Genomic DNA, 13,643 nt, shown 5'->3' with positions numbered 1-13,643 from the left:
TCCCTAGTTCAGCTTGAACTGCTTCATTATCTTCTCGAGCTGTCCGGCCATGCCTGCCAGTTCGTGGGAAGCGCTTCCGACTTCCTCGGTCGATGCGCTGACCTCTTCGGCGAGTGCCGCCATGTCCTCGGCGCGGTTCAGGCTCTCCTTGGTCATGTGGGTGGATTCGTCCATCTTCTGCATGACGTTGTTGGTGGAGTTCGCCTGGTCCTCGGTGGCCTTGGTTATCTCTGAGATGCCGCTGGTGACCACTTCCACGCTGTCGACGATCCGGTTCAGGCCTATGATGACCTTATTGACGCTCTCGATGCCCGCCTGGATCTCCTGGTGAGACGCCTGCATCGAATCGGTGGTCTTCTCGGTGCTTGCCTGGATCGTCCGGATCAGGTCCTCGATATCCTGGCTCGCACGTTTGGACTCTCCGGCAAGGTTCCTGATCTCGCCGGCGACAACAGCGAACCCGCGGCCGTGCTCCCCGGCACGGGCAGCCTCGATCGCGGCGTTCAGCGCGAGGAGGTTGGTCTGGTTTGCGATGTCGGCGATCAACTTGACGATGTTGTTGATCTCCCGCATCTGGCTGTTGAGGGTGCTGATCTCTCCCACGGTCTGTGTGGAGATCTCCTCGACGAGTTGCATCTTCTTCGTCGCGACTTCACCAAGCGTTGCCGCATCGTTCCCTTCCTTGGAAGCCTTCGATGCCTGCTCCATGACCGACTGCGTCGTGCTTGCAATCTCCTCGATGGATGCCGAGAGATCGTTGATATCCATCCCGATCTCCTCGATCTTCTCGAGCTGGCGGCGTGCATCCTCCGACGACTGCTGTGTCGAGACGGCAACCTGCTCTGTCGCCCGGATGATCTCGTCGGTGCTCTTGCTGACCTCCTTCGTCGTCATGTCCACCTGATGGGCGGCTTTCGCCACGTCGGCGAGGAGCCCGCGGATAGCGGTCAACGAGGTGTTGTAGTCATTCTTGACTTCCCGGAGAGGATCTTCGGTTTCTGCTTCGACGAACGTCGTCAGGTCGCCCTTTGCCATGGCGGCGAGTGCGTTCCCGAGTTCCCTGGCGCTCGCTCCAAGTCTCTCGCTCTCCTGCTTTGCGGTCTCCATCAGGTCGCGGATCTGGTCCTCTCTCTCCCGCTGCTCGGTCCAGTCGTTCCAGACGTAGAAGGCCATCTCGATCTCGCCGTTTCGGTCGAGGATGGGGATGGCGTTCAGGGTGAGATACTTCTTCACGCCGTCGGGCCACTTGACCATGACGTCCGTCCGGGCGAGTTTCTTCGTCTCGTAGCAGGTGTAGAAGTGGTCGCCGTCAAGGATGGTGATGTCGTAGTCGTAGAGTTTCTTTGCGAGGGTCTCTTCCCGGGTTCCCCGCCACATCCTGGCATACTCGTCGTTGATGTCGATCCGGCTCTTGTCGGGGCGGAGCGTCGCGATGGCAAGCGGGTTCTGCTTGATCATCGCATCCACCCGGTGCTCGGTATCTTTGACCTCCTCCTCTTTCTCCTTCAGGTCGGTCCAGTCGTTCCAGACGTAGAAGGCCATCTCGATCTCGCCGTTCGCATCAAGGATGGGGATGGCGTTTAAGGTGAGGTACTTCCTGACCCCGTCGGGCCACTTGACCATGACGTCCGTTCGTGCCGGCTTCTTCGTCTCGTAACAGGCATAGAAGTGCTCGCCGTCGAGAACGGTGATGTCGTAGTCGTAGAGTTTCTTTGCAAGCGTCTCTTCCCGGGTGCCGCGCCACATCCTGGCATACTCGTCGTTGATGTCGATCCGGCTCTTGTCGGCGCGGAGGGTCGCGATGGCAAGCGGATTCTGCTTGATCATCGTGTCGACACTGTGCTTGAGTTTCTCGGCCTCCTCCTTCTGCACCTGCAGGTCGGTCCAGTCGTTCCAGACGTAGAAGGCCATCTCGATCTCGCCGTTCGCATCAAGGATGGGGATGGCGTTTAAGGTGAGGTACTTCCTGACCCCGTCGGGCCACTTGACCATGACGTCCGTTCGTGCCCGCTTTTTCGTTTCATAACAGGCGTAGAAGTGGTCGCCGCCGATGACGGTGATGTCGTAGTCGTAGAGTTTCTTTGCGAGGGTCTCTTCCCGGGTTCCCCGCCACATCCTGGCATACTCGTCGTTGATATCGATCCGGCTCTTGTCGGGGCGGAGCGTCGCGATGGCAAGCGGGTTCTGCTTGATCATCGTGTCGATGCGATGCTGCATCTTCTTGATCTCTGCCTCCTCTTTTCGCTTCTCAGTAACGTCGTTATAGACGTTCAGGATCCCTGTCAGCTCGTTCTTCTCGTTCAAGAGCGGGATTCCATACTGTTCCAGGCTGTAGGTGCCGGCGGGGAACTCGACCGTCACTTCGCCGGAAACACGTACCTTCTCGGTGAGCACCTTCTTGATCCCGTCTCCTTTCTGATCAAGGACCTTGAAGTCCCGCAGGGTCATTGAGGTGATGCGCGACTGATCGATGCCGGTCAGCTCGAGGTATGCCTCGTTGGCCGTGACGATCTTCATCGCGGTATCGACGACCAGCATCGGCATCGGGTTCTTCAGGATGATCGTATCGGATCGATGTTGCAGTTCGGCGATATTCTCTATCTGGGCCCGGATCTCTTCCTCTTCCTCCCGCTGCTTGGTGAGGTCGTTGTAGACGATGAGGATGCTCTCGACCGCATTCTCATTGTCGAGCAACGGGATGCCGTACTGCTCGAGCGTGCGGGTGCCCGAAGGCAGTTCGGCGACGATTTCGCCATACACGCGCTTTTTCTCCAGGATTGCCTGCCGGAGGCCGGAACCCTTCTGCGACGTTATCTTGAAGTCCCTCAGGCTCCTGCCGAGCACCTGATCCATCGGGATCCCGCTCATCTCGGCGTAGGCCGTGTTTGCCATGGTCACCTTGAAGTTCGGATCGACGACCAGGATGGGCATCGGATTCTGCTGAATGATCGTATCGGACCCCTTCAGAAGCATCTTGGCCTCGTCCAGCCGGCGTTTGAAGCGCTGCTTCTCCTCCTGCTTCTTCTCGAGCAGCGCGTTGATCGAGGTGGCCAGCGGCCGGTAATTCTCCGGAACGCCTGCAAGGTCGATCTGAACGGAGTCGTCGCCTTCAAGCGCCGCGTGGAGTGCGGTCTCGATCGCCTCGGGCAGCACCGCCGCCCCCTGTCCCTGCGCCTGTCCTGTCATACCCGGCACAACCGGCCCGGTAAATAGTGCTTTCCTTCCAGGTTTATCGATCATTGATTACACATCCTCGTCACGTTTTTGTCCCGCTCGGCGAGCGCAGTCGCTATTGCCCGGTATTCCCTGCCGGCATCGCTCTCGGGCGCGTAATGGGAGATAGGAAGCCCCTTTTGCTGCGTCTCGTAGATTGCAGGTGAGTATGGGACGGTGAATACCTGCTTGAACGCTTTTTTTACCTCGGACTCGAACGCCTTCAGTCGCTCCCTCTCCTTCTCCTCTTCTGCGGCGGAGGCGGGTGAGAAGATCCGCTTCAGGAAGAGCGCAAGCCCGCCTGTTCCGGCCGCCGGGTCGCCCGACCCTTTCCAGCGGGTCAGGATGGCGAAATCTGCGGCGACGTCTTCCCCGAGCATCTCCCTGATGTCGCCAAAGATCGTAGACAGCGCTTCCATGCCTTTCAGGGCGAACGTGCCGGAATCGAGGGTGACGACGGTGTGGTCTGCTGCGACGAGGCCGTTGATGACGAACTGGCCCATGCTCGGGGGCGTGTCGATCAATATGAAATCGTAGGCGTCCTTTACCTGCGCAAGCGCTTCCCTGAGCACCCCGGCCCGGTCCTCGATGCCATAGAGGTAGGGTTCGACCCCCACGAGATCGAGGATTGACGGAGCGAGATCGATCCCCGACGCCGTGGGGACAATCACGTCGGTGATAGCGACGTCGGGAAAGCCTTCAAAGATGCTCATGAAGACGTCATACATGCTCAGTTTGAGGGTTTCGGGGTTGATTCCGAGACCCGTGGTGGCATTGGCCTGCGGGTCGCAGTCCACCACCAGAACCTTCTTCCCATCTTTCTGGAGGTATCCTGCAACGTTGAGGCATGATGTCGTCTTCCCGGTGCCACCTTTGTGGTGGGCAAACGCTATAATCGTAATATCCAGCACCCCTCACTACCTCTATTTGAAATAGGTAATATTAAACCTACTTTTATTTTGCTATGTATATTCTGAGCGTCTCGTCTTTTTTGAAATATTCTTTCATCCGAGATGATGAATTGAAGGTTTTTTGCCATTATATCTTGAGGAATCTGGAGACGGAAAAAGAGCGCCGTACAGGCCAATCGCTCCCGGGAGGTACGGCGCATACCCGTAGCAGATTTCACCGAAGGGATTCGCTGTCTGTGGAAGACATAGCGGGTTTCCTGTCTCCGGGATCAATTGCAGCCCGGAGCCTCTGCACCCGCTCGGAGATCGACGGCCGGTAGTCGGGCCCGGAACGAAGGACTCCGGGAATCACGCCTGCACGGCGGGGAGACGCTGTCCCTGCCATCAGGCCGGAAAGAAGGCTCTGGAGGAGGGCTCCGGGATCCCTGACCCGGTAGCAGCACCTCATCGCATCGGCGGCGTACCGGTCGGCTATGAACTCCTCATCGTCCATACGGCGGTAATATGTCCGGTAGGCGAAGAAGGCGGTCAGGAGGAGGAGGGCGACGAAGACCGGCTTTGCAACAGGGAGGCCTTCCGCATGCAGGGACGGGTGCCCGAGGAAGGCGAGGCAGAGGAGAACCGGGAGGGCCGGTAGGGCGGAGAGAAGAGAAGAGCCCTTCCTTACGTGCCCCTCCTCGTGGAGCAGCACGAACCGGAGCGTGTTGTCGCTTGCCCCCGAGAGGTTTCTTTTGTAGAATGAATGCCGGTAGCGGATGCAGTTGAGTGCCGGACATCCCCGTATGGAGACGGTGAGGGGGCATCTCACCAGTCTCGTCCTGCGGTCAATCAATCCCTTCTCCTGAAGTTCCCGGAATATCCGGTACAGGCGGGAATTGCGGTCGGCGCCATCCATTATTGTTAATTTATAATAATACAGTCATATTAAATGTTGCTCCGGATCGGATCGCCCTGTCTCCGATAGTTTCCTGATTTTACCCGCAGTAATCCCCCGGTGCAGGTCTCTCCCGGCGAAGCACCGTCCGGTCCGGTGCAGTCCTCCTTCTCCGGCAACCCGGGGAGAGCAAACCCGGAGATGCACCTGCACGATCTCCATGAACCCGGGTGAATCCCGTACCGCGTCCTGTGGTATCGGGCCCCGGATTCGAAACATACGCAATCTCCGTTTTTTTCACAATATTTTAATAATAGCAACCAAAATTCTGAATGAGTAGAGTGGAGGTGAGTCTGGAGGGCTGGAGGGGCCATACGGCCGTGCTTACGCCGGCACGGGGTGCGGATCCCCGGTTCTCCGAGCAGATGTCCAGAATATATACAATCCTTCTGATACTGGCCCTTGCCGCCCTCACCGGGGCTGCCGGATGCCTCTCCATGTCGTTTGGTGAGGTGACCTACAGCGGCGGTGCCCTGCAGGTCCAGGTAGAGAACGCCGGCGAGCCCGTCGAGAACGCTGTGCTCCAGATCATGATCATGGAGGTGAGCGCGCTCGAACAGCACGAGGCCTTCTCCGAAGCGCGGTATATCGACCTTGAACGGGGAGAGAACGAGTACACGATCCGGGCAGACCTGCAGCCCGGCTCATATAAGGTCTTTCTGACCGTGTTCGTCGGCAGCGAGCGGAGAGCATCCGTCATCCGCGACCTGGAGGTAACAGCCTGACCCCGGCGGGACTCGCGGCGGCGCGGGGGCTCGAACCCGCGGACGCCGTCTTCTCCGGAGCGGAGGTCTTCAACCCGTTCGCGTGCTCCTGGGAGCGCACGGACTTCGCGGTGACGGACGGCCGCATCGTCGGCTTCGGGGATTACCGGGGAGCGCGGGAGTACGACCTCTCGGGCGCCTACGTGGTGCCCGGGCTGATCGACGCTCACGTCCACATCGAGAGTTCACTCCTCGCGCCGGCGGAGTATGCCCGGCTCGTCCTCGCGCACGGCACGACGACGGTGATCGCCGACCCTCACGAAATAGCAAACGTCTGCGGGGCGCCGGGGATAGACTACATGCTTGCGGAAGGAGCACGGACGCCGCTCGATATCCTGGTCATGCTTCCTTCCTCTGTCCCGGCGACGCCGTTTGATGCGGGCGGCGCCGTGCTCACGGCCGCGGACCTCGCCCGGTTCCGGGGACGCGAGGGGGTCGTCGGGCTCGCTGAGGTGATGAACGTCCCCGGCGTCCTCTTCGGCGACGAGGATCTCCGGGCAAAACTGGATCTCTTCGAGGTCGTCGACGGTCATGCGCCGTTCCTCTCGGGTAAAGACCTGAACGCCTACATCTATGCCGGCGTCCAGAGCGACCACGAGTGCACGACGCTTCCCGAGGCGCGGGAGAAACTCCTCCGGGGGATGTACATCATGATCCGCGAAGGCTCGACGGAGCGAAATCTCCGCGACCTCCTCCCGCTCGTCGACGCCTGCACGGCGCCGCGGTGCTGTTTTGCCACCGACGACCGGCACGCCGACATGCTCGCCGGGGAGGGGCATATCGACGACTGCATCAGAAAGGCGGTATCATGCGGCCTTGAGGTTGAGCAGGCGCTCCGTATGGCCACGCTCTCCGCCGCCGGGAGGTTCGGGCTCCACGACCGGGGCGCTCTTGCACCGGGCAGGCTTGCGGACTTCTGCATCGTCGAAGATCCCGACCGCTTCAAGGTCCTCCGGACGTTCAAGCGCGGCGTCGAGGCGGTCGACACCGGTTACCGCCGGCCGGCCTGTCCGGCGTCTCCCATGCGCGTCCGCGTGCCGGAGCCCGGCGATATCCGGATAACCGGGCGGGGGGAGGCGCGGGTGATCGGGATCGTGCCCGGCCAGATCACGACCCGGGACCTGCGCTGTTCGGTCGACGCCGCCGGGATCCCGGATCTCGGCCGCGACATCCTCAAAGCGGTCGTCACCGACCGCTACCGGGCGACCGGATCCGGCGTCGGGCTCGTCAATGGATTCGGTCTGAAGGAGGGGGCGATCGCCGGGTCGGTCTCCCACGACTCCCACAACATCGTTGCGGTCGGGGTAGGCGACGCCGATATCGTCCGTGCCGTCGCCGAGGTGATCCGGCTCGGCGGGGGCCTTGCGGTCGTCTCCGGAGACGATATCACCGCGCTCCCGCTCGAGTGCGCCGGGCTGATGTCGGCCCTTCCCTACGGCGAGGTCGTTCAGCGCCTCGCGGCTCTTGAGGAGCATGCCCGGCGACTGGGCTCGGTCGAGAACCCCTTCATGTACCTCTCGTTCCTTGCCCTGACCGTCATTCCCGAGGTACGGGTCACGGAACGGGGAGTCTTCGACGTCAGGGCGTTCTCGGACGTCCCGCTCTTTTACGAGTGAGGGGGGACAGGGGGGCACCCGGCAGTGCTCTCTCCCTCCCTTCGCTCATGTTCAGGATTCCGACTGTATGGATATCGGGCGTCGAAAAGAGGGGAGGGGCGGCGATACACCCCTCCGGTTGAAGACTGACCCCGTCCAGTTTTTTTTCGAATGCGGGCAGCCAGGCGCGCGGGCTGCTCTAACCATACGCCCCGGGTGGGAGGTCACTCATCCCCTTTCTCGGTATTCTCAAAGTCCTTTGATGCTGAATCGGCCGTCTCTGTAGTGGGAGCCGGGGTGGCGTCGGGATCGAGGCTCCGGAGGGCGGGGCAGGCCTCGGCCTGCACTCTCTTCACCTCCGGACAGGTTCCTGTGCGCCGGGTCCTGATCAAGGACGCGATGATGGCCACCGCCAGGATCAGGAGGATGACGGCGAGCGAGATCTCCACCTGAACATGGTAGATGTCGGCGATCAGCATCTTGACCCCGACAAAGCTGAGGATGGCGGCCAGACCGTACTTCAGGTAGCAGAACGCGTTCATGATATGCGCCAGCGCGAAGTACATCGATCTCAGGCCGAGTATGGCGAAGGCATTGGAGCTGAAGACGATGAACGAGTTGGTGGTGATGCCGAGGATGGCAGGGATGGAGTCCACAGCGAAGACGATATCGGTCGTCTCCATCACCAGCAGGGCCACGAACATGGGGGTAGCCCAGGTCACCAGTTTGCCGGTCGCATCGGGCTTCTTAACGAAGAAACTGTCACCTTCATAACCCTTTGTAACCGGCATGACCTTGCGGAACGCGCGGACCAGGATGTTCTTGTCGGGCTCGACCGCCGTCTCCTCCTTCTTGGTTACCATCCTGATGGCGGTGAATATCAGGAAGGCACCGAAGATGTAGAGCACCCAGGAGAACGTCTCCACCAGCGCCACGCCTGCTATGATGAACGCGAAACGGAAGGCCAGGGCGCCTACGATGCCATAGAAAAGCACCTTGTGCTGGTCTTTTCGCGGCACGCAGAATGCAGCGAAGACGAGGATGAAGACGAAGAGATTGTCGACGCTCAGCATCAATTCCATGATGTAGCCGGTAGTGAACTCCAGCCCGGCCTGAGCCCCCATCCAGTGATACACTCCGATATTGAAGACCGCCGCGGCGGCGATGAATACGGCGACCTGCAGGAGCGCCTCCCTCGGTTTTATGACGTGGGCCTTGCGGTTGAAGACGCCGAGGTCTAGTGCAAGGAGAGCCACTATGTTGATGATGAATACGATCCACGCTGTGTCTGTCACGTCTGTCATAGGTTCCCCTCAACCCGGTGTTCCGGGCTCACTTTGCTCATGAATATTTCAGGCATGGTCTCGATCATCTCGGGACGCCCGGTAGGGCAGGACGGAAGGAGAACAGAAGATAGCCCGTGCTGTACTTCCGGACACCCTACCTTTCTTCTCAATCATTTTTCGCTTTATCGTCAAATGCCTTCTGTCGGCGACTCGCTCCTCGCAGAGTTGTGCTTCCCGGCGGCCCTCGCGTCCCTCATGAGAACCCCGTCACCGCGTCCGGCGCGAGGACCGCGATCAGGAGGAGGATAACCGGCTGGTGCAGGAAGTAGATCAGGAGTGAGTGCCGGCCGAGGATCGAGAGAGGACGGGCTGCCGCCGGCTCCGCCATCCGGAGCGTGAACCCTCGCACACCGTCCGGATAGAAGAGATGCCCGCAGGCCATCCCGACCAGGACGAGGCCGAACCAGGGGAGGAGCGGGACGTAATCGAGGCTCGCGAAGGATTCCGGCCGGATGCCGAGCCAGAGGAGCGGCCACGGGCCGGAGACGAGGCTTGCCGCATAGCCTGCGATGAGGAAGGCGATGCTCGTGATGATGAGTCTCTCTGGATCGAGCCGGACGAAGAACGGTGCGAGGAGGATCGCGATCCCGATGAAGTGCAGGATGCCGAAGACGATGTAGACGTTCGGTAGAAATAGCCGGGTGACGGCGGTGATGGCGAGACCGTAGCTGAAGATGGTGAGGCCGCGCCGGACATACTTGAGCGTGAGGCCGCGCCCGTCAAGCCGCCGCGAAGCCCGGGCGTAGCTGATGGTGAAGGAGACCCCGACGAGGAAGATGAACGTCGATGCGGTCAGGTAGGCGAGCATCCGGAGAAACCCGCCGGAGACGTTGAGCGGCAGGACGCCGAAGAAGTTGAGATCGAAGGCCGAGTGGAAGACGATCATCGTCACGACGGCGCCGCCCCGGGCGAGGTCGATCTCCCAGTAGCGCTCCCCCGACATGCTTCCCACCGTTAAAAGAGCCTTCTCCGGACGGGGGCGCCGCAGGCAGGACAGGTCTTCGTGTCGGTTATCTCCCGGCTCTGCTTCTCGGTGGGCTCGTTGTAGAGCCGGGAGAAGCCGCACTGCCGGCTGCACTCGATCACGACGAACGGACTACAGATCCTGCCCATCTCCCCTCACCCCGTCTACCTGCTGCGGACTCTGCAGAAGTGCTTCACATGCCTCTGGAATCCCACGCGAAGGCGCGAAGAACGCGAAGTGCGACTTCCCCGCAGGGGAAGGAGCATGAGCACCGTCAGGTGCGAAGGGGGATGCCGACATCTCTCTGGATTTCGCGTCTTCACGTCTTCGCGCGAAGCAACAAGACCTCCCCGAAGGTTTTCCTGTCGTCGATGGACACAGTAGGTTGTATGGCCTCAGCGAGAGGTTTTCTACAGAGCCCTGCTGTAAGCGTATCATGGCTTGCCTACAATTTCATGGAATGGTTATCTGATAAGGGTTTACCCCGGGGTCGGTGGGAGGCACTATTATTCTCCAGTCCGTTCTACGTTCTTTCATGAGCGACCATGACGAGCATATCGTAGAGGCCGCCGGCAGATGCCGGGTCGTGATCCGGAACGGCCGGGTGGTCGAGGTCGGAACGCCGCAGATAGAGGACTGCCCGCTTGCGCGGCGGTTCGCCTGCCCTGTTCCGGAGATGACGCCGGAGGCGATCAAACGAAACATCGAGGGGCGTATCAGGTCGTTCGGGATGTGCACGCCAAAGCGCGAGGTTCTTGCCGGGCCGGACTTCGTCATCTTCGGGGCGTCGGAACTCCTGAGCAGCGCCGTCCGCCGGGGAGACCTCGACGCTGCGGTGATCGCCTCCGACGGGGCCGGGACGCTCGTTGCGACGAACCCCGCTCTCATCCAGGGGATCGGCGGCCGGATGTCGGGTCTCGTGAAGACAAGCCCGATCCCGGAGGTGGTCGCGCGGATCGAAGAGAACGGGGGCGTCGTCCTCGCTCCTGCAACCGCCGCGATTGACCAGGCCGCCGGCGTCGCCCTGGCGGCAGAACTCGGCCATCGCCGGATAGCCGTGACCACCGCCGTTGCCGCCGAGGCGGCGGCTATCCGGGAGCAGTTCCCCGGTGCCGTGATCGTCGCCGTTCACACGACCGGGATCTCGCGGGAGGACGCCGCCCTTATGGCCCGCTCGGCTGATCTCCTCACCGCCTGCGCCTCGCGGCACGTCCGGGAGGAAGCGGCGAAGACCGCGCTCCTCCAGGCGGGAACGTCGATCCCGGTCTTCGCGATGACGGCCGCGGGGAAAGCAATCATCCTCGGGAAGGTCGCGGAGACCGACCAGCAGGTCATCGTCCACGGAGCGCGCCTCCCGGTGCCGGGATCGCAGTCGCCCTCGCCGCTCCGCTGATCCCGAATGAGCTCTATCATTAACTCACGCGAAGGCCCTCAAAGGTCTCCATCCGGACTTCGGGGCTTCGCGTGAGGCCATGTATTGCGATGCTGAAGAAGTCTCACGCGAAGTGCGACCTCCCCTGTGGGGAGGGAGCATGAGCACCGCTAGGTGCGAAACGCGAAGGTCGCGAAGGGGAGTTGTATTGTTAGCAGCCCTCTTCACAAACTCGCAGGACCTTGATTTTTTATTTCGGACCTGCACCACGGACTATCCGGGGTTGAACGAAGCACTTTGCGAGAGCCCAATATTCATGGACTATCGGCCCGTAATGCCCAGGTGGTCGGTGAGTTCGCCGAACTCTGCGAGAACGATATCGGCCGTTATCTCCGCCACGCTGCCGTCGCGCCAGTCGCCGTAGGCGGCGAACGCGGTCACCATCCCGAGATCTCTCCCCGGAGCGATGTCGCGGACCAGACTGTCGCCCACCATCATCGCCCGCGCCGGAGCCGCATCGAGCCGCCGGAGAGCGTAGACGAGTGAGTCGGGCTCCGGTTTCCGCCGGCCCGAGACCTCCGGGGTCACCACGGTCTCGAAGTAATCGATGAGCCCGGTCTTTTCGAGCCGCCGGTGTGCCTGGGACGACTCCGCGTCGGTCACGACCGCGAGAGCGATCCCGGCGTCCCGGAGGCACCGGAGCGTCTCCTCAACACCCGGGTACGCCTCGACCAGGCTGAGTTTCACGTCTTCGTAGGTGCGGCAGCAGACCTCGAATGCCCGCTCCTCGTACACCCCGAGACTTTCGAGATAATCGCGTATGTTCTCGTGGTCCTCGAACCCGTGAATTCCCCGGAGAAACTGTGAAAAGAGCGATTCAGGGTCGCCGGTTCCGAGGTAGTCGACCACGCACCGGCATGCCTCCCGCTTCGCTCCGATAAGGTCAAAGAGGGTGTTATCCATGTCGCAGAGGACCGCCTCTACCGCGGTATGCCGAGTGCCGTAAGGTGCCTGCATATCTTGAGTTCCCTCGTGAATGCACGGTACGCCTCGTCGTCCCGGAAACGGACTTTGAGCTCGTCAAGGTCGTTGCCCTTTCCGCCGTACTCCCCGAAGATCGTGGTGCCGTTGCAATCCACGAATCCGAAGACGGCGGCAAGGTTGAAGAGCAGTCGCCGGAACGCCGGCGCCGTGCAGGCTGTTGTCTCCAACCTATATGGGCGGTCGAAGTAGAAGTACTCGAGCCCCTCGGCCATGCAGAGATCGGCCATGTAGATGTCGGCGGTCAGGAGAACCGGGAGGGCGTACCGCTCTTCTTCGAACTTCCGGAGCGCCCGGACGATGTTATAATCGTTCTCCTCGGAGAGGTGCGTATGCGGGCCCGGGGCTGCAATCTTCGTCGCCCGGTCACGGATGGTGCGGTACTCCTTCAGCGCGAGATACGCCGCTTTGCGTGACCGCTTCGTCCGCTTGTTCTCGAGTTCCACAATGTATTCCCGGCAGTCGGGCGCCAGTGCCGTCATCTCCCCGATCGTCTTTGCCGGGTACTTGCGGTTGATGGCATACGCGATCTCGTCCCGGACGGTATCGACGATCAGGTATGAAGCGTGCTCGATCCGGGGATTGTTCGATGCAAACCCGTGGTAGAAGAGGTTCGTATCCAGGCCGAAGAAGACGGCCTTCTTGAGCTGCCCATACGATGCGAGCATCGATTCAAAGGCGGCATGGTTCACGTAGCGGGCGACCCCGCTTGCAAACATGCATTCCTGGAGATCGGCGTAGGAAGGAAGTTCCGCGGAGACCGGCTCGTATTCGGCGACCCAGTCCTGGAAGGTCTCGCGGGGCGCGGGCAGTTCGAGCGAAAACCCGGTACCTTCGGGGCGTGCGACCAGGATATCGCCCTCGTAGAGGGGGTACCTGATGCGGATCTCATCGAGGCTGTTGATGAGAACCTGCAGTTCGTCCTCCCTGACGATCGCATCGTTCATCCTCTCGCCCCCGCGTCCTCCATGATATCCCGGATCTGCTGGATCTGGTGCGGAATCATCATGTAGGGCTTTGCAACGTCGTCGGTGTTCTTCATGGCAAGATAATAGATGTGCCGGATATCGAGTCCCGCGACCGAGACCGCAATGAGCGCCCCGGCGACCGTGACTTTCCTGCCGGAGGTGATGTCAATCGCCACGTGAAGTCCCTGCTCGATGAGATCACCGGCAAGCGACCTGATCGTCTGTCCGGTCCTCACGAAGTCCGCTTCGGGCAGGATCTCCGTTTCGATCGCGGGGGCGAACCCGTATCCCTCCGAAACGACTCCGATTGCTTCGGCCGCGACCGATGCTTCCTGCGCGTAGGGTTCTTCGGTGACGATAATGACCCGTTCGGGGCGCAGTCCCTTCTCACGCAGGACTGCGTGATAAGCGTTGACGAGCGCCCATGTTGAGCGGCCGAGAAGTGCTATGTAGGCGTCGCCGGAAGCGGGTGTCACGGGGACAATCACTGCCTCAAGACTCACCCTGATGCTATATAGGCTTTGTCGGAGCAGCC

General features: G+C 61.0%; 12 protein-coding genes. 3 read left to right on the top strand and 9 right to left on the bottom strand.

The features are described 5' to 3' along the window. Positions 1-3 precede the first annotated feature (3 nt). The 3 genes from MchiMG62_RS08710 to MchiMG62_RS08700 all read right to left on the bottom strand — a co-directional run bounded on the left by MchiMG62_RS08710 (position 4) and on the right by MchiMG62_RS08700 (position 5,019). Positions 4-3,240, bottom strand: coding sequence for a methyl-accepting chemotaxis protein (locus MchiMG62_RS08710; RefSeq protein WP_221056622.1), 3,237 nt, complete (start codon positions 3,238-3,240; stop codon positions 4-6). After that, positions 3,237-4,124: a ParA family protein gene (locus MchiMG62_RS08705; protein WP_221056621.1), complete on the bottom strand. Its 888-nt coding sequence runs from the start codon at positions 4,122-4,124 to the stop codon at positions 3,237-3,239. Before MchiMG62_RS08705 ends, MchiMG62_RS08710 begins: the two co-directional genes overlap by 4 nt. A gap of 214 nt (positions 4,125-4,338) precedes the next feature. Continuing rightward, positions 4,339-5,019 carry a M48 family metalloprotease gene (locus MchiMG62_RS08700; protein WP_244987649.1) on the bottom strand — a complete coding sequence of 227 codons (681 nt, stop codon included), beginning with the start codon at positions 5,017-5,019 and terminating at the stop codon, positions 4,339-4,341. Between the two features lie 311 nt (positions 5,020-5,330). Here MchiMG62_RS08700 and MchiMG62_RS08695 point away from each other — a divergent pair, with 311 nt between their 5' ends. Further along, entirely contained in the window at positions 5,331-5,783 is a 453-nt protein-coding gene (locus tag MchiMG62_RS08695) for a hypothetical protein (RefSeq protein ID WP_221056620.1), read from the top strand. A 110-nt stretch (positions 5,784-5,893) separates the two neighbouring features. Beyond that, entirely contained in the window at positions 5,894-7,438 is a 1,545-nt protein-coding gene (gene ade, locus MchiMG62_RS08690; RefSeq protein WP_244987648.1) for an adenine deaminase, read from the top strand. Positions 7,439-7,641: 203 nt separating this feature from the next. Here the strand turns inward: ade and MchiMG62_RS08685 are convergent, their stop codons facing one another. From MchiMG62_RS08685 to MchiMG62_RS08675, 3 genes are all read right to left on the bottom strand, one after another. Beyond that, positions 7,642-8,721, bottom strand: coding sequence for a TerC family protein (locus MchiMG62_RS08685; protein ID WP_221056619.1), 1,080 nt, complete (start codon positions 8,719-8,721; stop codon positions 7,642-7,644). Between the two features lie 235 nt (positions 8,722-8,956). Further along, complete coding sequence (locus tag MchiMG62_RS08680; protein ID WP_221056618.1) at positions 8,957-9,706, bottom strand: heparan-alpha-glucosaminide N-acetyltransferase; 750 nt, start codon at positions 9,704-9,706, stop codon at positions 8,957-8,959. Between the two features lie 11 nt (positions 9,707-9,717). Continuing rightward, complete coding sequence (locus MchiMG62_RS08675) at positions 9,718-9,876, bottom strand: hypothetical protein (RefSeq protein WP_221056617.1); 159 nt, start codon at positions 9,874-9,876, stop codon at positions 9,718-9,720. Positions 9,877-10,262: 386 nt separating this feature from the next. Here MchiMG62_RS08675 and MchiMG62_RS08670 point away from each other — a divergent pair, with 386 nt between their 5' ends. Beyond that, on the top strand, positions 10,263-11,120 hold the full coding sequence (locus tag MchiMG62_RS08670; protein ID WP_221056616.1) for a methanogenesis marker 8 protein: 858 nt from the start codon (positions 10,263-10,265) through the stop codon (positions 11,118-11,120). A 300-nt stretch (positions 11,121-11,420) separates the two neighbouring features. On the opposite strand, the gene MchiMG62_RS08665 is transcribed toward MchiMG62_RS08670, so the two are convergent. The 3 genes from MchiMG62_RS08665 to MchiMG62_RS08655 are packed head-to-tail and all read right to left on the bottom strand — an operon-like array spanning position 11,421 to position 13,596. Continuing rightward, positions 11,421-12,116: an HAD family hydrolase gene (locus MchiMG62_RS08665; protein ID WP_244987647.1), complete on the bottom strand. Its 696-nt coding sequence runs from the start codon at positions 12,114-12,116 to the stop codon at positions 11,421-11,423. Continuing rightward, entirely contained in the window at positions 12,080-13,087 is a 1,008-nt protein-coding gene (locus tag MchiMG62_RS08660; RefSeq protein WP_221056615.1) for a PIN domain-containing protein, read from the bottom strand. Before MchiMG62_RS08660 ends, MchiMG62_RS08665 begins: the two co-directional genes overlap by 37 nt. Then, positions 13,084-13,596, bottom strand: a complete 513-nt coding sequence (locus MchiMG62_RS08655) for a hypothetical protein (RefSeq protein ID WP_221056614.1) — start codon at positions 13,594-13,596, stop codon at positions 13,084-13,086. The genes MchiMG62_RS08660 and MchiMG62_RS08655 overlap by 4 nt, the downstream gene beginning before the upstream one ends. Between the last annotated feature and the right edge of the window lie 47 nt (positions 13,597-13,643).

Source organism: Methanoculleus chikugoensis (genome assembly GCF_019669965.1).
Taxonomy (GTDB): domain Archaea; phylum Halobacteriota; class Methanomicrobia; order Methanomicrobiales; family Methanoculleaceae; genus Methanoculleus; species Methanoculleus chikugoensis.
The sequence above is the reverse complement of the archived record's forward strand: the minus strand, read 5'-3'. Positions and strand labels throughout refer to the sequence as shown.